This is a genomic window from Pseudomonas sp. NFR02 (assembly GCF_900119375.1).
Taxonomy (GTDB): domain Bacteria; phylum Pseudomonadota; class Gammaproteobacteria; order Pseudomonadales; family Pseudomonadaceae; genus Aquipseudomonas; species Aquipseudomonas paracarnis.
In genome coordinates this window covers 217,971-239,090 of the sequence record NZ_FPJJ01000006.1, presented here as the reverse complement: position 1 = coordinate 239,090, position 21,120 = coordinate 217,971, and the positions used below count along the sequence as shown (strand labels likewise).

The window sequence follows — 21,120 nt, the reverse complement described above, 5'->3', positions numbered from 1 at the left end:
TTCAGATCTTCTGTGCCAGGGACACGGTGAAAATGCCCCACTCATCCACGCGCTGGGTGATCTTGCGAAAGCCCGCCGCTTCGACGAGTTGGTCCATTTCCGCCTGGCTGCGCCGGCGCATCACCCAGGCCTGGCCCTGACGGTGGCTGGTGAGCGCACGGGCAATTAGCTCCAACTGCGGGTGCCACGGCTGCCCGGTGTAGACCAGGTAACCACCTGGCTCCACGGCTTCGGCCAAGCCCGCCAGCGAGCCGCCGACCATGGCGTTATCGGCGAACAATTCGTACAGGCCGGATACCACGGCCAGCGTCGGCTTAGGGGCCAGGGCAGCCAGGTCAGCGCGGTCGAACGCATCGCCTTTGACGAACTGGGCGATGTCCCCCAGGCCCTTCTCGCGAATCAGCGCGCCACCGTCGCGCACGTTGATGTCGCTGTAGTCGCGCAGCAGGATCGATTCCGGCAGCGGCGATACGCCTTGCAAGGCTTCCAGGATGTAGCGGCCGTGGCCGGCGGCGATGTCGACAATGCGCACTTCGCGTTGGTCATCACGCAGCTTGGCCATGGCCAGGCGCAGCAGTTCCTCGACATTAAGCTTGCGCTGGCGAATACCGCGCCAGCCGATGGAATTGAGGTAGTTGGTATCGATCATCCGCCCCAGCCCGCCCTTGCCGGTAGGCTTATTGCGATACACGTAGTCCAGGGTGCTGCCGGAATCGAAGCCGGTGTCGAAGCCCAGCTTCACCCCATCCGAAAGGTTCTTGCCCAGGCCCATGCTGGCGCGGGTCATGCGCCAGTACAGGTCGCGCAGGGAGTTGCGTGGCAGCGGCGCGGCGAGGGATTCGGATTCGGCGCACGTGGCGCCAAGTTTGTCGGCGTCCAGTAGAGAAGCGCGGTCCAGCGGGTGCGCGAAGTTCTGCAAGATAAAGCGCTTGGCGCTGGTCACAGCCACGGCGCGATCACGTTCGCCGAGGGTGTCGTGGAAAAAGCCGGGGAGGATATGCAGCTCTTTTTTCAGGCTGCCGAGGCGGTCGAAGAACTGCTGCTGGGGTTTGCGGTGCACCACAAAATCGGAGCCGGAGATAAGCAGCTGGGTCGGCACTTGGATCGCCTGGGCATCGGCTACAACCCGGTCGGCGGCTTCGTACAGGCCCAGCAGCACATTCACCGAGATGGCCTTGGTGATCAAGGGGTCGCTGTCGTAGGACGCCACCCGTTCCGGATCATGGCTGAGGAACTTGGCCTTGACGTAACTGTTGACGAAAAAGTTGCCGCGAAACTTGCGCATCAGTGCCAGGCCCGGGCGGGCGAGGGGCACATACAGCTTGACCTTGAAGGCTGGCGAGGCGAGCACCAGGGCGCGGATTTTTGGCGCGTAATCATGAACCCAGGTGGCCGCAATCACCGCGCCGACGCTTTGGGCGATGACGGCGATGTCTTCCTCTTCGATGCTGTAGGTGGCATTGATGTGATCACAGAACGTCTGCACGTCGCGGGCGCTGGTGGCAAAGCTGGGGCTGTCGCCGCGCTCGCCTGGGGATTGGCCGTGGCCACGGGCGTCCCAGGCGAAGAAGTCGAATTCAGGCAGGCCCAGTTCATCCACCAGGTGGGCAATGCGCCCCGAATGCTCATGGCCGCGATGGAACAACAGGATCGCCTTGCGCGGCCCGGCGCCTGCCGTGGCCGGCCAGTGCCGGTAGAAAAGCTCGACGCCATCATGGGTACTGAAGGTGTGCTCTTGCTGTTCGCGCATCGCAAAATCCTTATGCAGAAGGGAGAGAATGTTGTTCTTTGAGGCCCTGACGCACCCGGTTGACCAAGGTATAGGCGAGCAGGGCGGCCACCAGCCACATCACCGCCTCCACCCAACCGGCGCCGAGCCAGCCCAGCGCCACGCCCGTGGCCAGCACCCCGAGTACGAACGCCCGATCACTCTTGCCCATGGGCCCGTCATAACGGCGCGACGCGCCCACCATCGGCCCCAGCACCCCGGCGTATTCGCTGAATACCGCCAGCAGCGTCACCAGCAGCACCGGTGCCAGGCTCACATCGGGGATCAATGCAAAGGGCAGGATCAGCGCGCTATCGGCGATCACGTCGCACAATTCATTGAGGTAAGCACCGAGGCGCGACTGCTGGCCGAACTCCCGGGCGAGCATGCCATCGATGGCATTGAGCGCCATGCGCACAATCATCCACAGCGGGATCAGTGCAAACAGCCAGAGGTGTTGGGCAAAGCCCGCGATCAACAGCCCCACCAGCAGGGAAATAACCCCGGCCAGCACGGTGATCTGGTTGGCGGTGGTGCCGTTGTCATAAAGACGCTGCACGAGAGGCCGCAGCAGGTTTTGAAAACGCGGTTTGAGTTGGTAGATGGAAATCATGGGGGTGGCGCTTCCTTGTCCGTGAACCCGCGAAAAACTGTTTTGGAGTGTGCCGACTAATCGCAGCCGACACCAGTGATGGCTCGTGTTTATAGGGGGTTAGTCACTGTATTAAGCACGGCGCCGGTCGAATGTGGGAGCGGGCTTGCTCGCGAATGCGGTGTGCCAGACAGAATATCTTTTACTGACAAACCGCATTCGCGAGCAAGCCCGCTCCAACAAGGGATTTACGGTGCATTTGGATTGGGGGTTTCGAACAAAAATTTCACGCTTCGTGTTATATCGTAACGAATTGTGTACAAGTGGGCGTTGAGCAGATGCAAGTGGATCTAGAGGCTGACGGGGCTTCGGTTGAAGGCCTCGCGCGTTTTCAGCAGGGGCTGTTCCACGCCCGTCGATTGCGCCAAGCCGGTATCGGCCTGACAACCCTGGCCCTCAGTGGTTGGATATTGGCGCTGTTCGTAGCGTTGTTTGCCCCGCTGTCGATCTGGCCGGTGGTATTGATCAACTGCGCGTCGGCCTTGCTGCTGCTGGTGGCCGGTTTGCAGTCGGCCTGGTGGGTGGCCGATTGGCGTGCCCAGGTGCTGGAAGCGCCGAGCGGTGAAGCGGTCGAACAATCCATCGAGACCACACCCTGGCATAAGGGCCTGATCAACCGGTTCGGCAACGGCTTGTTGGCGCAGATTGGCGCGCCGGTGCTGTGGTTGGGCGGCTGGTCGCTGTTGGCGCTGGTCAGCATCCTGCAGTTCTGGAACCTGGGCTTGCCCGCTGCCGCCATCGGGCAGTCGGCAAGTATTGGCGCAGCGCTCGCATTGGCCCTGGCGTTTGGCCTGCTGGTATTCGAACGCCGCCTGGCCCAGGAAACCGCTGCCCAATGGCCGGAAGCCTCACAGTTGGCGCAGTTGAGCCGGATGGCAATTATCTGCCTGGTGCTCAGCGCGATCTGCCTGCTGTTTGCCAGTGCAGAGTCGGTCTGGCCGTTGCGCCTGGCCACTCTCATCGGGCTGTTGCCAGCGTTGGTAGCGTTGGAGTTCCTGCTCAGGGGCGTGCTGTCGCTGTTCAGCCCGCTTCAGCCGCGCCTTGAGCCGCGCTTGATGGCGCAGAGTTTCATTGCCGGCCTGCTGCGTTGGCCGCCTCAGCCCTTGCTGGCGTTGCAGCATGAGTTGCACAACCGCTTTGGCATCGACCTGCGCCAGATCTGGGCCTTTACCTACATGCGCCGGGCGTTTTTCCCGGTGTTGCTGGTGGTGCTGGCGGTAGGTTGGGCGCTGACCGGTCTGCATGAAGTGCCCCTGCAAGGCCGTGGGATTTACGAGCGTTTTGGTAAACCGGTCGAGGTGTTCGGCCCCGGCCTGCATGCCGGTTTGCCGTGGCCGTTGGGCCGCGTGCTGAACGTGGAAAACGGCTTGGTGCATGAGCTGGCGACCAGCGTCAGTGACGCCGCCACACAGCAGCTGGCCGCCGCCGAAGGACCGGCGCCGTTGATCGCCAACCGCCTGTGGGACGCCAGCCATGTGAATGACAAATCCCAGGTTATTGCCAGCAGCAGCGGCGACAAGCAGGGCTTCCAGATCGTCAACATGGACGTGCGCTTTGTCTACCGCATCGGCCTCACCGATCAGGCCGCGCTTGCCGCCACCTACAACAGCGCGGATATCCCGACCCTGATCCGCAGCACCGCCAGCCGCATCCTGGTGCACGATTTTGCCTCGCGCACCCTGGATGAACTACTCGGGGAAGAGCGCACCAGCCTCGCGGACGAGATTGGTCGCAGCGTGCAAGCCGACCTGCAAACACTCGACAGCGGTGTGGAAATTCTCGCCACGGTAGTCGAGGCGATCCATCCGCCGGCCGGTGCCGCCAATGCTTATCACGGTGTACAGGCCGCGCAGATCGGCGCCCAGGCGCTGATCGCCCGTGAACGCGGTGCCGCCAGCGAACAGACCAACCAGGCGCTGCTTCAAGCCAGTACCGCCCGCGATCAGGCCCAGGCCAGTGCCCGCGAAGTGAATGCCGGCGCCCAAGCCGCGAACCTGCGCTTTGCCGCCGAACAAAAGGCCTACGCCGCTGCGGGCCAAGCCTTCGTGCTGGAACAGTACCTGGGCCAACTGAGCCAGGGCCTGGCCCAGGCCAAGCTGCTTATTCTGGATCATCGTTTGGGTGCCGACAGTGCGCCGACGATCGATCTGCGTTCTTTTACCTTGCCCGCCGACCCGTCGGCGCCGCGCAAAGCCGTTCAATAAGGAGTCTGTCTGTTGAGCGCTCATTCCCACGATCATGATCACGGTCATCACCACCATCACGGCCACCACCATCACCATCACGGCGATGAGCAGGCGGCCGGGCCTTTTCCCTGGCGTCGCATGGCGTGGGCGGTGTTGCTGGTGCTGTTTGCCATGGCAGCGGCAAGCCTGGTGCAAGTGCGTTCCGGTGAGGCCACGGTGATCACCCGCTTCGGCAACCCGGCGCGCGTGCTGCTGGAGCCGGGCCTGGGCTGGCGCTGGCCGGCACCGTTCGAAGCGGCGATCCCGGTGGACCTGCGTCTGCGCACCACCTCCAGCGGCCTGCAGGATGTGGGCACCCGCGATGGCTTGCGGATTATTGTGCAGGCCTATGTGGCGTGGCAGGTGCAGGGCGATGCCGACAACGTGCAGCGTTTTATGCGTGCGGTGCAGAATCAGCCGGATGAGGCGGCGCGGCAGATTCGTACCTTCGTCGGCTCGGCGTTGGAAACCACGGCGGCCAGTTTTGACCTGTCCAGCTTGATCAATACCGACGCCAGCCAAGTGCGCATCGCCGATTTTGAAGCGCAGTTGCGCCAGCAGATTGACCAACAATTACTCACCACCTACGGCGTGCGCGTGGCGCAGGTCGGTATCGAGCGTTTGACGTTGCCATCGGTGACCCTCACCGCCACGGTTGACCGCATGCGCGCTGAGCGTGAAACCATCGCCACCGAACGCACCGCCGTGGGTAAGCGCGAAGCGGCGCAGATCCGCTCCGCTGCCGAGCGAGATGCGCGCATCATGCAGGCCGATGCCACCGTGAAAGCCGCCGATATCGAAGCGCAGTCGCGGGTTGAAGCCGCGCAGATTTATGGCCGCGCCTACGCTGGCAATCCGCAGCTGTACAACCTGCTGCGTTCGCTGGATACCTTGGGCACAGTGGTCACGGCGGGGACCAAGATCATCCTGCGCACCGACGCCGCGCCGTTCCGCGCCCTGGTGGATGGGCCGAAGGACCTGCAGCCATGAGCGAGCCTGAAAGCCCGGACAGCCCGTGGATCCAGGCCGGGCGCCTGACGTTCCTGGCACTGTACGCGGTCACCGTATTGGCGGCGTTGGCCTGGGCCTTTTCCAATGTGCGCCAGATCGACCCGCAGAATCGCGCCGTGGTCTTGCACTTCGGCGCCCTTGATCGCATTCAGAACGCCGGGTTGTTGCTGGCCTGGCCGCAACCTTTTGAGCAAGTCATCCTGCTGCCAGCGGCCGACCGGGTGATCGAACGCCGGGTGGAAAACCTGCTGCGTTCCGACGCGGCGTTGCAGGCGGATCGCGTGGCCAGTTTCGCCACGCCGTTAAGCGATGCCCTGGCCGGTTCCGGCTACCTGCTGACCGGTGATGCCGGGGTGGTTCAACTGGACGTGCGGGTGTTCTACAAGGTGACCGAGCCCTACGCCTTTGTGTTGCAGGGCGACCACGTGCTGCCTGCCCTGGACAGACTGGTGACACGCAGCGCCGTGGCCCTCACCGCTGCGCGGGATCTGGACACCATCCTGGTAGCCCGCCCGGAACTGATCGGCAGCGACAATGGCGCCGCCGAACGGCGTGAGCGGCTGCGCGGCGACCTGGTGCAAGGCATCAACAAACGCCTGGCGGAGTTGGCGGCCAGCGGCTTGGGGCTCGGTATCGAAGCCACCCGCGTCGATGTGCAATCGAGCCTGCCTGGGCCTGCGGTGAATGCATTCAACGCGGTACTGACCGCTAGCCAGCAGGCTGATAAAGCCGTGGCCAACGCCCGCACTGAAGCGGAAAAACTCACCCAGACCGCCAACCAGGAAGCTGATCGCCAGGTGCAAGTCGCCCATGCCCAGGCCAGTGAGCGCTTGGCCAATGCCCAGGCGCAGACCGCTACCGTTGCCAGCCTGGCCCAGGTCAAAGATCCCGGTTTGCTGTTGCGCCTGTACCGTGAACGCTTGCCGAAGATTCTCGGCCAGGCCGGTTCAGTGACCACTGTCGATCCCAAAGACGACTCCCGCTTGATCATCCAGGGAGCCGAACAATGAGCGCACCCATGCTGACCTCTGCCGAACAGCGCAGCGCTGCCCGGCAATTGACCTTGGCGATGCTCGCCCTGGGCTTGCTCGTGCTGGGCCTGGTGTGGCGCTGGCTCGCGCCCGACCAGAGCGGCGTCAGCCAGCTGCTGCTGGGCGTGGCTTCGCTGTTGGTGGCGGTGCCGGTGATGCGTTCAGCCTGGTACAGCCTGCGCTTTCCAAGCCTGCACGGCATCACCGATCAATTGATCGCCCTGGCCATGCTCGGCGCCTGGGCCACCGGTGATCTGCTCACCGCCGCGTTGCTGCCGATTATCATGATCTTCGGCCATGTGCTGGAAGAGCGCAGCGTGATTGGCTCCCAGGAAGCGATCCATGCCCTGGGCAAACTCACCCGCAGCCATGCACGCCTGGTGCAGGCGGACGGCAGCATCACCGAAGTGGATAACGGCACCTTGAACACCGGCGATATCGTCGAAGTGCGAGCCGGTGACCGCGTGCCGGCCGATGGCGTGGTGTTGTCCGGCCAGGCGAGCCTGGACACGGCGCCGATCACCGGCGAGTCGGTGCCGTTGGAAGCCAGCGTGGGCGTGCAGGTGTTTGGTGGGGCGATCAACCTCGATGGCCTGCTGCGCCTTGAGGTCACGCGCACCGGTAATGAATCGACGTTGGGCAAAGTTATTGCGCTGATGCAGAACGCCGAGCGGTCCAAGCCACCGATCACCCGGCTGCTGGAGCGTTATGCCGGCAGCTACATGGTGCTGGTGTTGCTGCTGGCGGCCGTCACCTGGTTTGTCACCAATGACGCCCAGGCGATGCTCGCGGTGCTAGTGGCTGCGTGCCCCTGTGCCTTGGTGCTGTCGGCACCGGCCACGGCGATTGCCGGGATTGCCGTGGCGGCGCGCCATGGCATCCTGATTCGCAGCTCGGCGTTCCTCGAAGAACTGGCCGACCTGACATCACTGGTGGTCGACAAGACCGGCACCCTGACCTTTGGCACCCTGCGCTTGCAGTCCATCGAGACTACCGCGCCGGATCGCCAAAAGCTGCTGAACCTGGCGGCCAGCCTTGGTTCGGCAAGCAGTCACCCGGTCAGCCGAGCGTTGGCGGGGTTGGCGAGCCAGGAGCAGATGCGGGTGCTTAGCGACATCCGCGAGCGTCAGGGCCTGGGCGTGGTCGCCCAGACCGAGCAGGGCGAAGCGGCGCTAGGGCGGCCGGAGTTATTTGAACAGTTGGGCATCGTCACCACCGCCGTGCCCGCCCATGATGGCCCGATTGCCGGGCTGGCGTTGAACGGCGAGTTCCTCGCCTGGCTGCTGTTGGCCGACAGCGTCAAACCCGAAGCGCGCCAGGCCCTGCAAGAGCTGCGTGACTTGGGCCTGGGCCGCCAACTGCTGCTGACCGGCGACCGCCAAAGCGTGGCCGACAGCCTGGCGCTGGACGTGGGCATCAGTGATGTCGAAGCCCAAGCGCTGCCGGAAGACAAGCTCAACCGCGTGCTGGGCGAAATCAGCAGTGGCTTCCGGCCAATGGTGGTGGGCGATGGCATCAACGACTCCCTGGCGCTCAAGGCCGGCGTGGTCGGCGTGGCCATGGGCGCGGGCGGTGCCGACATCGCCCTGGCCTCGGCGGACGTGGTGCTGATCGGCAGCGACTTGCGCCGCTTGGGCACCTGTGTGCGCTTGAGTCGCCAGTGCCGGCAGACGTTGCAGGTCAATGTGATCATTGGCTTGGGCTGGACACTGGCCATCGTGGTGTTCGCCGCATTTGGCTGGCTGGGGGCGGCGGGCGCGATGATCGCGGCGGTGCTGCATAACCTCAGCACCTTGTTGGTATTGGGGAACGCCGGGCGTTTACTGCGCTTCCAGGAGCCGCTGTTGAAGCTCGACGAATAATTTCAGAAATATTTGCTCACGGCTGTAACGCCGACAGGGGGCCTCACTCTAGTGCTGTGTCGAGACTGAACAATCCGTTCAGATCGGCTCCACTACTGATCATGAGGAATACAACAATGAGCATTAAATCCGCTGCTGCTGGTGCCGCCCTCGCAATGGCCGCTGCTTCTCTATTCGCGGGTGTGGCCACCCAGGTACAAGCGGCAGACGCCACCGTTCACTGCTACGGCGTGACCTCCTGCAAAGGCATGAACGACTGCAAAACCAAGGACCACGCGTGCAAGGGCCAGGGCGAGTGCAAAGGGATGGGCTTCAAGGCCATGACCAAATCGGCCTGTGACGCCGCTGGCGGTAAAGTCGGCGAGTAACCGGCAAACGAGTGCAACCGCGGCGGCTGCCTGCCACCGCTGCGGACACTTTGCCCTGGAGTGAGTCATGTCCGCGTCCCTTCCAAGTCTGGGTTACGGCCTGGGTTTACGCAGTGAGTACTACCACCAGATCCTTGAACAGTCGCCGGCCGTGGATTGGTTCGAAGTGATCTCCGAGAACTACCTGGTGCAGGGCGGCAAGGCCTTGTACTACCTGGATGCGATAGCCGAGCGTTACCCCTTGGTGATGCACGGTGTGTCGTTGTCCATCGGCGGGCCACATGCCCTCGATATGGATTACCTGAATCACATCAAACAGCTCGCAGAGCGCATTCAGCCGGCATGGATTTCCGATCACCTGTGCTGGAGCCGTGGCAGCGCGCACCAGTTACATGATTTGTTACCCCTGCCTTACACCGAAGAAAGCCTTTACCACGTGGCCGGCCGTGTACGTCAGGTGCAGGACGTGTTGCAGCGACCGCTGGTACTGGAAAATGTCTCCAGCTACGTGCGTTCCAAGGCGGATGAATTCACCGAGTGGGAGTTCCTCAACGCCTTGGCCCACCTGAGCGGATGCCAGTTGCTGCTGGACGTCAACAATGTCTACGTCAGCGCACGTAACCATGGTTTTGATGCCTGGACCTTCATTCGCAACCTGCCACCCGAAAGCATTCGCCAGCTGCATTTGGCAGGGCATATGGACTATGGCGACTATGTGGTCGATACCCATGACCATCCAGTGTGCGACCCGGTGTGGGCGCTGTATCAGCAGACTCTCGAACATCTGGGCCCCGTGTCGACGTTACTGGAACGCGATGACCATTTTCCACCCTTCGAAGAATTACTCACCGAGTTGAACAAAGCCCGTGAGTTGGGTGCCAGCGCCTTGGCCCGGAGAGCGTTATGCGCCTGATCGACTGGCAGTTGGCGTTTGAACAGCATCTATTATCCGAAGCGCCCCCGGCCAACAGTGGCTTTGCCGCTACCTTGCTGGGAGGGCCGACGTTGGATGTGGACACCGGCCTGGCGATTTACCACAACGCCTACCTGTCGCGTCTGCAAGAGGTACTGCGCCATGATTTCGGTGCCATCTGGTATTGGCTGGGAGATGAGCAGTTTTGCTCGCTGACCGAGGCCTACATCCGCCGTTATCCCTCGGCCCATTACAGCGTGCGCTGGTTGGGCGAGCGCTTTGCGATGTTTATCGTTGAGCATCTGATGGCTGCGCACAGTGCGCCTTTGGCTGAGTTGGCACGTCTGGAGTGGGCGTTCACCTTGGCGTTTGACGCCGCCGAAGGGGAGCCGCTGACCTTGAATGACATGGCGCACCTGGCGCCTGAAGACTGGCCCACCTTGCAGGTTGCGCTGGCGCCTTCGGTGCAGCAGTTGCTTTGCCGTTTCAACACGGTGGCGATCTGGCGAGCCAGCAAGGATGAGTCGGATTTCCCCGGCAGCCAGGCGCTGGAACCGGCGCAGATCTGCCTGGTGTGGCGCAACCAGAACCGCTGCCACTACCGCAGCCTGGAAGCCGCTGAAGCCTGTGCGCTGTCGGGCATGGTGACCATGGGCTGGAATTTTTCAGAACTGTGTACTGAGCTGACGGTCACTTATTCAGAGGGGGCGTCGCTGCAAGCGGCCACTTGGCTGAAACAGTGGGTCCAGGAAGGTTTGCTCGAGCGCCGAGCGCCATAGAAGGGGAGCTATTCATTCGATAGCTTCCTACTTTGTTTGGCATGGTCTACCCTCACAGCAGACGTCTGAAACAAGGGGGGACTACTCATGCTCGCGCAACTTCCACCGGCCTTACAGAATCTTCAGCTACCGCTGCGTCTTCGACTCTGGGACGGCCATGAATTCAACTTGGGCCCTGAGCCCAGTGTCACCATCGTGGTCAAGGACCCCACGGTTGTATCCAGGCTGACCCATCCAACACTCGACTCACTGGGCGAAGCCTTCGTCGAGGGCAAGCTGGAGCTGGAAGGCTCCATCACCGAAGTGATCAGGGTATGTGACGAGTTGAGTCACGCTTTGGTCGATGACGACGAGGAGAGTCGTCCGGTGCGCTCGATTCACGATAAGGCCACCGACGCGGCGGCCATTTCCTACCATTACGACCTGTCCAACGAGTTCTACCAGCTATGGCTGGACCAGGACATGGCCTACTCCTGCGGTTATTTCGAAACCGGCAGCGAGTCGATCGATCAGGCCCAACAAGACAAATTCCGCCACCTGTGCCGCAAGTTGCGGCTGCAGCCGGGTGAGTATCTGCTCGATGTGGGCTGCGGCTGGGGCGGGCTGGCGCGTTATGCCGCACGTGAGTTCGGGGTCAAGGTGTTCGGCATCACCTTGAGCAAGGAACAACTGGCGCTGGCCAAGGAGCGGGTGAAAGCCGAAGGCCTGGAAGACCAGGTCGACCTGCAATTACTCGACTACCGCGACCTGCCCCAGGACGGTCGTTTCGACAAAGTCGTGAGCGTGGGCATGTTCGAACACGTCGGCCACGCCAACCTGGCGCAATACTGCCGGACCCTGTTCGGCGCAGTGCGTGAAGGCGGCCTGGTGATGAACCATGGCATCACCGCCAAGCACACCGACGGCCGCCCCGTAGGCCGTGGAGCCGGCGAGTTTATCGAGCGCTACGTGTTCCCTAATGGTGAACTGCCGCACCTGGCCATGATGACCGCCGAGATCAGCGAAGCAGGGCTGGAAGTGGTCGATGTCGAAAGCCTGCGTATGCATTACGCCCGCACATTGGACCATTGGAGCGAACGCCTGGAAGACAACCTGGAAGCAGCGGCGAAAATGGTGCCAGAGCAGGCGCTACGCATCTGGCGGCTGTACCTGGCCGGTTGCGCTTATGCATTTGCCCGTGGCTGGATCAACCTGCACCAGATACTGGCAGTGAAACCCCATGCTGATGGCGGGCATGAACTGCCGTGGACGCGGGAAGATCTCTACCGCTGACCACCAGGCACTGAAGCTCAAAACTGTGGGAGCTGGCTTGCCTGCGATAGCGTTGTATCAGGACCGGATGAGTCGACTGACACACCGCTATCGCAGGCAAGCCAGCTCCCACATTGGTTTTGTATTGGCGGTTAGAGGATGGGTGAGATCAGGCGTGCAATGCGCATCCCCAGTTGTTGCAGGCGACGGGTCTCGCGGCTTTCTTCCTGGCTGACTTCATGGGCCAGGGCAAAGTCATCCAGCAACATTTGTTCAACCTGGCTGGCGAAGGCTTCATCCACCGTCAGCAGCATCACTTCAAAATTCAGCCGGAACGAACGGTTGTCCATGTTGGCGCTGCCAATGGCGCTGATTTCGCTGTCTACCAACACCACCTTCTGATGCAAAAAGCCCGGTGTGTAGCGAAACACTCGCACGCCTGCTCGCACCGCTTCGTTGGCGTACAGGCTGGATGCGGCATATACGATGCGGTGGTCGGGCCGTGACGGCAGCAGCAGGCGCACATCGACTCCGCGCAATACCGCCAGGCGCAGGGCGGCAAACACCGCCTCGTCGGGGATGAAATAGGGGCTGGTGATCCACACCCGCTTGGTCGCGGCATGGATGGCCTCGACGAAAAACAGCGAGCAGGTTTCATAAGGGTCCGCTGGCCCACTGGCAAGCAACTGGCAGAGCACGCCGTCTTCCGGGTAGGCGTCCGGCAGGATCAGAGGCGGCAGTTCCCGTGCGGCCCAGAACCAGTCCTCGGCAAACGACTCCTGCAGGCATGCCACCACTGGGCCTGCGACCTGCACATGGGTATCGCGCCATGGCGCCAGCGGCGGTTTTTTACCCAGGTATTCATCGCCTACGTTATGCCCGCCGACAAAACCGGTGATGCCGTCCACCACGACGATCTTGCGATGGTTACGGAAGTTGACCTGGAAGCGATTGAGCCAGCCACTGCGGGTGGCGAATGCCTTGACCTGCACGCCAGCGTCACGCAGCGCTTGCACATAACGATGGGGCAGGGCGTGACTGCCGATGCGGTCGTACAGCACATAAATGGCCACGCCCTGAGCGGCTTTTTCCCTCAACAGGGCCTGCAATTGACGGCCCAGTTCGTCATCGTGAATGATGAAAAACTGGAACAGCACGGCGGTCTTTGCGTTACGGATAGCCTCGAAGATCGCGCCGAACGTGGCATCGCCATTGATCAACAGGCGCACTTCGTTGTTGGCCAGGCACGGCATGCGGCCCAGCTTGGGCATGGCGCGCAAGGAGGCATAGGCGCTGGAATTGCGCGCCGCGAGCGCTTCCTCCACCCAGGGGCGCCAGTTCAATTCGGTGATGGCCGTGTGCATTTCCTGGTTGGCCTGGCGACGGGCCTGGATGTACGCGTCGAAGGTGCTGCGGCCAAAAATCAGGTAGGGGATCAGCGTCAGGTAGGGCATGAACATCAGTGACAACGCCCAGGCAATCGAGCCTTGTGCGGTGCGCACGGTCAGTACTGCGTGGATCGCGGCGAGCGTTCCAAGAAAGTGCAGCGTGGCAATGACATAGGCGAGCAGGTGCGGGCCAAAGAAATCCATGAACGACGTAACTCCAGGCAGTCCAGTGCGTAACAGACCATGAACGGCTGTGAATGTCGCTATTTTATTTGCCATGCAACACTGGCTGCTTTGCGACGTCTAACGCCCACAATTACCCAGGAGTTACCCGATGAATGCTCGTCTGCTTGGTTTGGCCATGGTTGTTGGTTTGTCGCTGCCTGTGGCGGCACAGGCGCAGATGCTGGCGCCGGGCTTGTGGGAATTGACCACCAGCAATATGAAAGTCGATAACCAGGACCTGCCGGACTTGTCGCTGATCCTCGGTCAACTCAAGCAACAGATGACCCCTGAACAGCGCGCCATGCTCGAAAAGCAAGGCATCAACATGGCCGGTAAAGGCGTACAGGTGTGCCTGACCCCGGCCCAGGTGGCCTCCGATTCGATCCCCTTGACCGACCCTCAATCGGGCTGCAAACAGGAAGTCACCGACAAGAGCGGCAACCAGTGGAAGTTCCGCTTCAGTTGCCCGAAAGCCCAGGGCACTGGGGTGGCAACGTTTCAGAGCCAGAAAGAATTCACCACCAGCGTCAACGGTACCTTCAATGCCACCGGGATCCAGCAGAAGGGTAGCCTGGACAGCCACGCTCAGTGGCTGGGCAACGATTGCGGTTCGGTCAAACCCCGCGCCTAACGCCCGAACTGCAGGGGCAAGCCCTGGCAACTGTTGACCACCTGGCCGTTGTGCCAGGCCAGGTGGCCGCTGACCAGTGTGGTACTCACGCTGTGGCGAAAGCTGCGTTCTGCAAAGGGTGTCCAGCCGCAGCGGGCGAGAATAGGCTGGCTGTTGACCGGCTTGCCGGCAGGCTCCGGTTTGATCAGTACCAGGTCGGCCCAGTAGCCCTCGCGCACGTAGCCGCGATCAGCAATGGCAAACAGGTCGGCCACGCGGTGGCTGGTCTTGGCTACCAGAGTGGTCAGGGGCAAATGCCCGTCGGCCACCAACTCCAGTAACGCCGGCAGGGCATGCTGCACCAGAGGCATGCCCGAGGGCGCTTGCCGATAGCCCAACTGTTTTTGCGCCCAGGTATGCGGCGCATGGTCGGTGCCAATCACATCCAGACGATCACTCAATAACGCCAGGCGCAGCGCGTCGCGGTCGGCGCGGGTCTTGATCGCCGGGTTGCATTTGATCTGGTGGCCGAGGCGGTGGTAATCGCGATCATCGAACAGCAGGTGGTGCAGGCAGACTTCGGCGGTGATGTGCTTGTCGGCCAGGGGCTTGTCTTCGAACAACGCCAGTTCACGAGCGCTGGTCAGGTGCAACACATGCAGGCGCGTGCCATGGCGTTTGGCCAATTCCACGGCAAACGATGACGAGCGATAACAGGCCTCGGCATCGCGGATCAGCGGGTGGGCGACGGCGGGAATATGCTCGCCGAAGCGTTCGCGCAGGCGCTGCTCGTTGGCCAGGATGCTGGGCGTGTGCTCGCAATGAGCGAGCAGAATGGTTGGCACCTCGGCAAACAGGCGCTCCAGAATGCGTGGGTCGTCCACCAGCATATTGCCGGTGGAGGCGCCCATGAACACTTTGACTCCAGCCACTTCACGAGGAGCGAGGGCCGCGACGGTGTCGAGGTTGTCGTTGCTCACGCCAAAATGAAAGCCGTAGTTGGCCACTGAATGCAGTGCGGCACGGCGCTTTTTATCGGCCAGGGCTTCCAGGTTCAAGGTGGCCGGGTGAGTGTTGGGCATGTCCATGAAGCTGGTGATACCACCGGCCACCGCCGCGCGGGATTCGCTGTAGAAGCTGCCTTTTTCCGGCGCACCGGGTTCGCGAAAGTGCACCTGGTCGTCGATCATCCCTGGCAGCAGCCACTGGCCGTTGGCATCGATTTCCACCGGTTCGTTATCGCCTTGAATGCTGGCGGCAATCTTCTCGATACGACCATTGGCGATCAGTACGTCGGCGTCGAATACCTGGCCCTCGTTGACCAGGCGGGCGTTGCGGATCAGCAGGCGGCTCATGGTTCAGAACTCGTTTTGCAGGGCTTTGTAGCCGCGCACCAAGTCGACGTTGGTGCGTGCCACGTCTTCGGAAAACTCCGAAGCGCTGACACTCACCGGCGGGAAGTGCGACAAGTCGGTGTTGGGGCCGATACGCGTGGTGGAGGGCACGTAGAAAGCGGCGGGCAGGTCGCGGCCGTCGACCACCGAGTTGTGGCGCACCACGCACCCATAGCCCACGGCGCAATTGAACAGCACACTGTTGAAGCCAATAAACACGCGGTCGCCCACCGTGCAGGGACCGTGGACGATGGAACGGTGGGCGATGGAGGTGAATTCACCGATGGTCACCGCTGCGCCGGATTTGGAGTGGATGACCACGCCGTCCTGGATGTTGGAGTTGGCGCCGATGGTGATCGGGTCCATGGCGCCGCTGGCATCCACTTCGTCGGCGCGGATCACGGCGTAAGGGCCGACGAACACGTTCTCGCCGATGATGACTTTGCCGCAGATGATCGCGGTCTTGTCGACGTAGGCCGATTCGGCAATCACCGGCAGGTCGCCGGAAGGATTTTTGCGGATCATGGCTGGCTCAGTGCGGCGCACAGGGTGTTGAGGTTGTATTCGAACAGCCTGATAAAGGTGCTGGCCGGGCCTTCTGCGGCGAGGGCGTCGGAGTACAGCGTGCCGCCGATCTGTGCGCCGCTTTCGTCAGCGATCTGCTTGAGCAGGCGCGAGTCTTTGATGTTTTCCATGAACACGGCTTTGACCTTGTCCTTGCGAATCTGGGTGATCAGTGCGGCAACTTCAGCGGCCGAAGGGTCACGTTCAGTGGACAAGCCCTGGGGCGCGAGGAACTGGATGCCATAGGCCTGGCCCAGGTAGCCGAAGGCGTCATGGGAGGTGACGATGCGGCGGTTACCCGGTGGCAGGGCGCCGAACTTGGCCTTGGCCTCTTCCAGCAGGCTATGGATTTGTTTGAGGTAGGCCTGGCTGTTGCGCAGGTAGGCGGTCTTGTTGGCGGGGTCGGCGGCCACCAGGGCCTTGGTGATGTTGCTCACATAAATCTCGGCATTGGCCAGGTTGTGCCAGGCGTGCGGGTCGGGAATGGTTTCGCCATCCTCGTCCATGGTGTGGGAAATCACGCCTTTGCTGGCGGTGACCACCGTTGCCTTGGTTTCGGTGCTGGTAACCAGGCGGTCCAGCCACGGCTCGAAACCCAGGCCGTTCTTGATGATGACCTTGGCCTTGAGCAATGCCTTGGCGTCATCCGGCGTGGGTTCATAGGTATGGGCGTCGGCGTCCGGGCCGACCATGTTGCTGATCTGGATATGCTCGCCACCGATCTGGTGGGTGATGTCATTGAGAATACTGAAGCTGGTGACTACTTGGAGTTTGTCGGCGGCGTGGGCCATCGAAAGCGGCAGCAGCAGACTGAACAGCACGAGTAGAGCGCGCATCGGAACACCTCATTGGGATGTGAGCAAAGGCGGGCGGCGCAACAAACCGTGCACCGGACCGAACACCACGGACAACAAATACCCAGCGCCCGCCACCAGCGCGATGGCCGGGCCGCTGGGCAGTGAGTAGTAGAACGACAGCAGCAGACCCAACCACACCGACAGGCAGCCCAGCAGCGCCGATACCGCAATCAGCACCGGCAGGCGTCGGCTCCAGAAGCGTGAGGCGATGGCCGGCAACATCATCAAGCCGACCACCATCAGCGCACCGATGGCCTGGAAACCAATCACCAGGTTCAGCACCACCAGGGTCAGGAACACGCCATGGGCGAGGGGGCCGAGGCGGCTGACGGTTTGCAGGAACAGCGGGTCGAGGGTGTCCAGCAACAGCGGTCTGTAGATCAGCGCCATGGCGATCAGGCTGAAACCCGAGACCCAGAGCATGCCGGTCAGGGTGGTTTGATCCACGGCCAGGGCGGAGCCGAACAGCAGGTGCAGCAGGTCCAGGCGCTTGCCGGCAAGGCCCAGGATCAGCACCCCGGCGGCCAAAGAGATGGGGTAGATGGCGGCGAGGCTGGCGTCTTCGCGCAACCCGGTGCGGCGGGTGATCCACGCGGCCAGGCCGGCCATGCTCAGGCCTGCACCCAGGCCACCGAGGGTCAGCGCGGGCAGGCTCAGGCCGGCGAACCAGAAACCCAGGGCGGCACCGGGCAGGATGCCGTGGGCCACCGCATCACCGATCAGGCTCATGCGCCGCAGGATCAGAAACACTCCTAGCGGCGCGGTGCTGCAAGCCAGTACCAAACCGCCGAGGAGTGCGCGGCGCATAAAGACGAACTCATGAAACGGCATCCATAAGTGGGCAGTGAAGTGCATTCAGGCCACCTGCATCTGCGGTTGCGGGCGGATCAGCTTTTTGCTGGGGCCGAATACGCACCCGGTGTTTTTGATCTGCAGTACGTGCTGGGTGTGGTGACGCACGGAGGCCAGGTCATGGCAGACGATCACCAGGGTGCGGCCTTCGCTGTGCCAGGCGTGGATGTGTTTCCAGCACAGCGCCTGGCCATCCTCGTCGAGAGCTGCGTGAGGTTCGTCGAGCAGCAGGACGGGTGCGTCGGCCAGGCTCATGCGTGCCAGCAGGGCGCGCTGCAATTCGCCGCCGGACAATGCCATCAACGGTCGGTGTTCCAAGCCAGTCAGGCACCAGTCTTCGAGTACCGCTTGCAGGCGTTGGCTGCGTTGTTGCGCGGTGTGTTGGATGCCCCAGAAACCGGCAGCGACCAGCTCTTGCAGGCTGATGGGGAACTGGCGGTCCAAGTGTTGCTGCTGGGGCAAGAAGGCCAGGCCGCCACGGCGTGGAACATCCACAATGACCTTTCCCGCCAGCGGTTTTTGCAGGCCGGCAATGACCTTGAGCAGGCTGCTTTTGCCTGTGCCATTGGCGCCGATGATGCCGGTGAGGCTGCCTTTTTCCAGGGTCAAATCCAGTGCCGGGGTGAGCGGTTGCCCGGGGGCACCCCAGCGCAAAGAGTTACAGGTGATCATGCAAAGTCTCTCGTCCAGCGGCTTTCAGCCACGGCATCGTGCGCGTGCAGGCTTTCGGCGTGGATCACTTTGAGGTGGAAGGCTTTGATGGCATCCGAGCGTTTCAAGGCGAGGTTCAGGCGGCGAGCGGCGTCTTCGCAGAACATCAGGTTCTGCCCGTTGGCCAGGGCGAAGGCTTGTTCGTCTGCGCGTTTCACCGCGGTTTGTACGGCGGTGCCGAGCGCGGCTTCGGCAGCGTTGATCAAGCCGACTATCGGCAGGTCAGTACCTTGCAACTGGACGTGCAACTGCGCGCTGCTGCGCTGGCTATGGGGTGTGGCGACGATGCCGTCGGCAGTGCCGAGCCAGGCCAGCACCGCTTCATGCTGTAACGGCGTATTGGCGAAATCATCGACAAATTGCTGCTGAATCAACTGCCTGGCGAGGGCGGCGGAGCAAGGGCAAGTTGAGGAATAAGTAACGTCAATTTTTAGTTCCACGTGGAACATCTGGTTTTCCAGGCGCGCTTCGATGCTCACGGGGTAGGTTTTCCAGCCGGCTAATGGGCTGACCAGGGCAGGGCGTTTAAGCAGCAGCTGGGTGTGGATGCGCAGGTAAGCGTTCTTAGATAAACCTTCATGTGTGTCGAGAAAACGCTGCAGTACATTACGCAGCAGTGCAGATGTCAGCGGCTGTTGATCGAGCATTTCCAGAGCCAGGTACAGGCGTGACATATGAATGCCACGGGCCGTGCCGTCGTCCAGGCTTACGCCCGCATCAGCGGTGGCGGTCAGGTGTTGACCGTCAATCAGGATTGGCAAGGCGATGCCGCGCATCCCCACCCAGTCGAGTGGCAAGGCTTGGCGTGAAGCCTGCGCGGCGATATCCGGCAGAGTCAGCGCATTCATAAGCAGGTCCATCGTTGGAAATAATTCGACATGTTATAGTATAACAATACGAGCCACGATGAATTTTCTGCACCTGCCTTTGTTCAGTCACGTCGAGTAGGGATGCTCCTTTATCTGCGGTATATGCCATGCACCGACGTCAGCTCCTCAACCTGCTGCTGGTCAGCCCCTTGTTTGCCTTGCCTTTGGGGGCTCACGCCACGCAGATTCGCAATGCACGCCTGTGGCGCTCAGACGACAAGCTGCGCCTGGTGTTCGACCTCAGCGGCCCGGTGCAATACAAGACCTTTTCCCTAACCTCACCCGACCGATTGATCATCGACTTGAGTGGCGCCGGGCTCAGCGGCGACTTTTCCCAATTGGCGTTGAAGAACAGTGGGATTACCTCGATCCGTTCCGGGCATTTCGGCCAGAGCGACACGCGCATCGTGCTGGACCTGGTCGAGCCCATGCAGCTCAACAGTTTCGTGTTGCCGCCGCAGGAGGGACAAGGCCATCGCCTGGTGCTGGACTTGACCAACGCGACCCGTGCGCCCCGTCAAATCGCCGCTGAGCCAGCACCCTTGGCGGCGCCGGTAGACAAGGCGCATCCCAAGCGCGACATCATCGTGGTGGTCGACCCCGGCCATGGCGGCAAAGACCCCGGCGCCATCGGCTCCAAGGGCCAGCGCGAAAAAGATGTGGTGCTGTCCATCGCCCAGTTACTGGCTAAACGCTTGAAACGCGAAAAGGGTTTTGACGTGAAACTGGTGCGCAACGACGACTTCTTCGTGCCGCTGCGCAAGCGCGTGGACATTGCCCGTCAGCACAAGGCCGATATGTTTATTTCGGTACATGCCGACGCCGCGCCACGGCTGACCGCGTCGGGCGCCTCGGTGTATGCGTTGTCTGAAGGCGGCGCCACCTCGGCCACAGCGCGTTTCATGGCCCAGCGCGAAAATGGCGCCGACTTGCTGGGCGCCACCACCTTGCTCAATCTGAAGGACAAGGACCCGATGCTGGCCGGAGTGATTCTCGACATGTCGATGAACGCGACCATCGCCTCCAGCCTGCAGTTGGGCAGCTCGGTATTAGGCAGCCTGCAAAACATCACCAGCCTGCATCAGAAACGGGTGGAGCAGGCTGGGTTCGCCGTGCTCAAGTCACCGGATGTCCCTTCGATCCTGGTGGAGACGGGATTCATTTCCAACCCTCGGGATGCCCAGCGGCTGGTGACGGCGCGCCATCAACAGGCGGTGGCGGATGGCCTTTTCGAAGGACTCAAGCGTTACTTCCAGAAGAACCCACCCATGAACAGCTACATGGCCTGGGTGCAGGCGCAGAAAAACAGCCAGGCCTAACAGCCGGTCATTCGGCTGCAGGTGAACTTGGCGCTGGCGCCCCCAGAGCTGGAAAACCGATTGATGGTGGTCCAGCCTACGCGCCGCGTGTAGCCAACCCACGCCTCGCCATCCGATGCCAACCCGGTAAAAAACGTCAGTTGCCCATAACGGCTGTTGGTCTGCGCCCAATAGCGTTTGCCGATCACTTCGAAACCGCGCAAGTAGGTGGTGCTGCCGACGGTTGCCACGCTATAGGCATTGCCCAACGGGTCTACACACGCCAGCAGGTTTGCGCTGCGTGTGCACTTGGCCAACAGGCTGGGTGCCTGGGCGCAGGCAGGCCCGGCGGCTGCCAATAGCAGGGCGCACAGCAGGTATCTCATCGGGTTTCTCAGCGTAAGAAGGTGACCCAGCATTGCGCCCTTCGTCGCGGCGAGCAAGAGGGATTGGCTTATTTGTATTGTTATACTATAACATAAAAGTACAGCC

The 21,120-nt window shown here is 61.9% G+C and carries 20 protein-coding genes; 10 read left to right on the top strand and 10 right to left on the bottom strand.

What is annotated here, in order from left to right; all coding sequences use genetic code 11:
- Position 1: 1 nt before the first annotated feature.
- Both BT199_RS19155 and BT199_RS19150 read right to left on the bottom strand, forming a co-directional pair.
- Entirely contained in the window at positions 2-1,750 is a 1,749-nt protein-coding gene (locus tag BT199_RS19155; protein ID WP_038452043.1) for a bifunctional alpha/beta hydrolase/class I SAM-dependent methyltransferase, read from the bottom strand.
- 10 nt (positions 1,751-1,760) lie between these two features.
- Positions 1,761-2,381 carry a CDP-alcohol phosphatidyltransferase family protein gene (locus BT199_RS19150; RefSeq protein ID WP_072435289.1) on the bottom strand — a complete coding sequence of 207 codons (621 nt, stop codon included), beginning with the start codon at positions 2,379-2,381 and terminating at the stop codon, positions 1,761-1,763.
- Positions 2,382-2,698: 317 nt separating this feature from the next.
- On the opposite strand from BT199_RS19150, the gene hflK (BT199_RS19145) reads away from it, so the two are divergent.
- The 8 genes from hflK (BT199_RS19145) to cfaB all read left to right on the top strand — a co-directional run bounded on the left by hflK (BT199_RS19145) (position 2,699) and on the right by cfaB (position 11,881).
- On the top strand, positions 2,699-4,624 hold the full coding sequence (gene hflK, locus BT199_RS19145; RefSeq protein ID WP_072435288.1) for a protease modulator HflK: 1,926 nt from the start codon (positions 2,699-2,701) through the stop codon (positions 4,622-4,624).
- A gap of 9 nt (positions 4,625-4,633) precedes the next feature.
- On the top strand, positions 4,634-5,635 hold the full coding sequence (hflC, locus tag BT199_RS19140) for a protease modulator HflC (protein WP_175556216.1): 1,002 nt from the start codon (positions 4,634-4,636) through the stop codon (positions 5,633-5,635).
- Entirely contained in the window at positions 5,632-6,666 is a 1,035-nt protein-coding gene (hflK, locus tag BT199_RS19135) for a protease modulator HflK (protein WP_014720575.1), read from the top strand. Before hflC ends, hflK (BT199_RS19135) begins: the two co-directional genes overlap by 4 nt.
- Positions 6,663-8,549 (top strand): cation-translocating P-type ATPase, encoded by a 1,887-nt coding sequence (locus tag BT199_RS19130; RefSeq protein ID WP_032901860.1) that lies wholly within the window; start codon positions 6,663-6,665, stop codon positions 8,547-8,549. Before hflK (BT199_RS19135) ends, BT199_RS19130 begins: the two co-directional genes overlap by 4 nt.
- 116 nt (positions 8,550-8,665) lie before the next feature.
- Positions 8,666-8,917, top strand: coding sequence for a BufA2 family periplasmic bufferin-type metallophore (locus BT199_RS19125; RefSeq protein ID WP_003195792.1), 252 nt, complete (start codon positions 8,666-8,668; stop codon positions 8,915-8,917).
- A gap of 67 nt (positions 8,918-8,984) precedes the next feature.
- A complete protein-coding gene (locus BT199_RS19120) occupies positions 8,985-9,830 on the top strand; it encodes an MNIO family bufferin maturase (RefSeq protein WP_014720573.1) in 846 nt (281 codons plus the stop codon).
- Positions 9,821-10,609, top strand: a complete 789-nt coding sequence (locus BT199_RS19115) for an HvfC/BufC N-terminal domain-containing protein (RefSeq protein ID WP_014720572.1) — start codon at positions 9,821-9,823, stop codon at positions 10,607-10,609. The genes BT199_RS19120 and BT199_RS19115 overlap by 10 nt, the downstream gene beginning before the upstream one ends.
- Before the next feature lie 87 nt (positions 10,610-10,696).
- A complete protein-coding gene (gene cfaB, locus BT199_RS19110) occupies positions 10,697-11,881 on the top strand; it encodes a C17 cyclopropane fatty acid synthase CfaB (protein WP_014720571.1) in 1,185 nt (394 codons plus the stop codon).
- A gap of 131 nt (positions 11,882-12,012) precedes the next feature.
- Here cfaB and cls read toward each other — a convergent pair whose 3' ends face one another.
- Entirely contained in the window at positions 12,013-13,452 is a 1,440-nt protein-coding gene (gene cls / locus BT199_RS19105) for a cardiolipin synthase (RefSeq protein ID WP_014720570.1), read from the bottom strand.
- 130 nt (positions 13,453-13,582) lie between these two features.
- Here cls and BT199_RS19100 point away from each other — a divergent pair, with 130 nt between their 5' ends.
- The gene (locus BT199_RS19100; RefSeq protein ID WP_014720569.1) at positions 13,583-14,104 is read left to right on the top strand and encodes a DUF3617 domain-containing protein; all 522 of its coding nucleotides are present in this window, start codon (positions 13,583-13,585) and stop codon (positions 14,102-14,104) included.
- On the opposite strand, the gene BT199_RS19095 is transcribed toward BT199_RS19100, so the two are convergent.
- From BT199_RS19095 to folE2, 6 genes are read right to left on the bottom strand one after another with little or no spacing between them, the layout of a single operon-like run.
- Complete coding sequence (locus tag BT199_RS19095; protein ID WP_072435286.1) at positions 14,101-15,438, bottom strand: dihydroorotase; 1,338 nt, start codon at positions 15,436-15,438, stop codon at positions 14,101-14,103. The two genes, BT199_RS19100 and BT199_RS19095, sit on opposite strands and share 4 nt — an antisense overlap.
- A 3-nt stretch (positions 15,439-15,441) precedes the next feature.
- Positions 15,442-16,002 carry a gamma carbonic anhydrase family protein gene (locus BT199_RS19090; RefSeq protein WP_072435285.1) on the bottom strand — a complete coding sequence of 187 codons (561 nt, stop codon included), beginning with the start codon at positions 16,000-16,002 and terminating at the stop codon, positions 15,442-15,444.
- Positions 15,999-16,877, bottom strand: a complete 879-nt coding sequence (locus BT199_RS19085; RefSeq protein ID WP_072435284.1) for a metal ABC transporter substrate-binding protein — start codon at positions 16,875-16,877, stop codon at positions 15,999-16,001. Before BT199_RS19085 ends, BT199_RS19090 begins: the two co-directional genes overlap by 4 nt.
- A 9-nt stretch (positions 16,878-16,886) precedes the next feature.
- Complete coding sequence (locus BT199_RS19080; protein WP_072435283.1) at positions 16,887-17,753, bottom strand: metal ABC transporter permease; 867 nt, start codon at positions 17,751-17,753, stop codon at positions 16,887-16,889.
- Complete coding sequence (locus BT199_RS19075) at positions 17,754-18,422, bottom strand: metal ABC transporter ATP-binding protein (RefSeq protein WP_072435282.1); 669 nt, start codon at positions 18,420-18,422, stop codon at positions 17,754-17,756.
- Positions 18,419-19,309: a GTP cyclohydrolase FolE2 gene (folE2, locus tag BT199_RS19070; protein ID WP_020302044.1), complete on the bottom strand. Its 891-nt coding sequence runs from the start codon at positions 19,307-19,309 to the stop codon at positions 18,419-18,421. Before folE2 ends, BT199_RS19075 begins: the two co-directional genes overlap by 4 nt.
- Before the next feature lie 128 nt (positions 19,310-19,437).
- Between folE2 and BT199_RS19065 the strand changes: the two genes are divergently transcribed.
- Positions 19,438-20,649 (top strand): N-acetylmuramoyl-L-alanine amidase, encoded by a 1,212-nt coding sequence (locus BT199_RS19065; RefSeq protein ID WP_072435281.1) that lies wholly within the window; start codon positions 19,438-19,440, stop codon positions 20,647-20,649.
- Here BT199_RS19065 and BT199_RS19060 read toward each other — a convergent pair.
- A complete protein-coding gene (locus tag BT199_RS19060; RefSeq protein ID WP_019818159.1) occupies positions 20,646-21,014 on the bottom strand; it encodes a hypothetical protein in 369 nt (122 codons plus the stop codon). The genes BT199_RS19065 and BT199_RS19060 overlap by 4 nt on opposite strands.
- Between the last annotated feature and the right edge of the window lie 106 nt (positions 21,015-21,120).

Excerpts from the sequence above, each read along its gene's own strand:
- BT199_RS19155 (WP_038452043.1), bottom strand. The coding sequence starts at position 1,750 with ATGCGCGAACAGCAAGAGCACACCTTCAGTACCCATGATGGCGTCGAG.
- BT199_RS19150 (WP_072435289.1), bottom strand. The coding sequence starts at position 2,381 with ATGATTTCCATCTACCAACTCAAACCGCGTTTTCAAAACCTGCTGCGG.
- hflK (WP_072435288.1), top strand. The coding sequence starts at position 2,699 with ATGCAAGTGGATCTAGAGGCTGACGGGGCTTCGGTTGAAGGCCTCGCG.
- hflK (WP_014720575.1), top strand. The coding sequence starts at position 5,632 with ATGAGCGAGCCTGAAAGCCCGGACAGCCCGTGGATCCAGGCCGGGCGC.
- BT199_RS19130 (WP_032901860.1), top strand. The coding sequence starts at position 6,663 with ATGAGCGCACCCATGCTGACCTCTGCCGAACAGCGCAGCGCTGCCCGG.
- BT199_RS19125 (WP_003195792.1), top strand. The coding sequence starts at position 8,666 with ATGAGCATTAAATCCGCTGCTGCTGGTGCCGCCCTCGCAATGGCCGCT.
- BT199_RS19120 (WP_014720573.1), top strand. The coding sequence starts at position 8,985 with ATGTCCGCGTCCCTTCCAAGTCTGGGTTACGGCCTGGGTTTACGCAGT.
- BT199_RS19115 (WP_014720572.1), top strand. The coding sequence starts at position 9,821 with ATGCGCCTGATCGACTGGCAGTTGGCGTTTGAACAGCATCTATTATCC.
- cfaB (WP_014720571.1), top strand. The coding sequence starts at position 10,697 with ATGCTCGCGCAACTTCCACCGGCCTTACAGAATCTTCAGCTACCGCTG.
- cls (WP_014720570.1), bottom strand. The coding sequence starts at position 13,452 with ATGGATTTCTTTGGCCCGCACCTGCTCGCCTATGTCATTGCCACGCTG.
- BT199_RS19100 (WP_014720569.1), top strand. The coding sequence starts at position 13,583 with ATGAATGCTCGTCTGCTTGGTTTGGCCATGGTTGTTGGTTTGTCGCTG.
- BT199_RS19095 (WP_072435286.1), bottom strand. The coding sequence starts at position 15,438 with ATGAGCCGCCTGCTGATCCGCAACGCCCGCCTGGTCAACGAGGGCCAG.
- BT199_RS19090 (WP_072435285.1), bottom strand. The coding sequence starts at position 16,002 with ATGATCCGCAAAAATCCTTCCGGCGACCTGCCGGTGATTGCCGAATCG.
- BT199_RS19085 (WP_072435284.1), bottom strand. The coding sequence starts at position 16,877 with ATGCGCGCTCTACTCGTGCTGTTCAGTCTGCTGCTGCCGCTTTCGATG.
- BT199_RS19080 (WP_072435283.1), bottom strand. The coding sequence starts at position 17,753 with ATGCACTTCACTGCCCACTTATGGATGCCGTTTCATGAGTTCGTCTTT.
- BT199_RS19075 (WP_072435282.1), bottom strand. The coding sequence starts at position 18,422 with ATGATCACCTGTAACTCTTTGCGCTGGGGTGCCCCCGGGCAACCGCTC.
- folE2 (WP_020302044.1), bottom strand. The coding sequence starts at position 19,309 with ATGAATGCGCTGACTCTGCCGGATATCGCCGCGCAGGCTTCACGCCAA.
- BT199_RS19065 (WP_072435281.1), top strand. The coding sequence starts at position 19,438 with ATGCACCGACGTCAGCTCCTCAACCTGCTGCTGGTCAGCCCCTTGTTT.
- BT199_RS19060 (WP_019818159.1), bottom strand. The coding sequence starts at position 21,014 with ATGAGATACCTGCTGTGCGCCCTGCTATTGGCAGCCGCCGGGCCTGCC.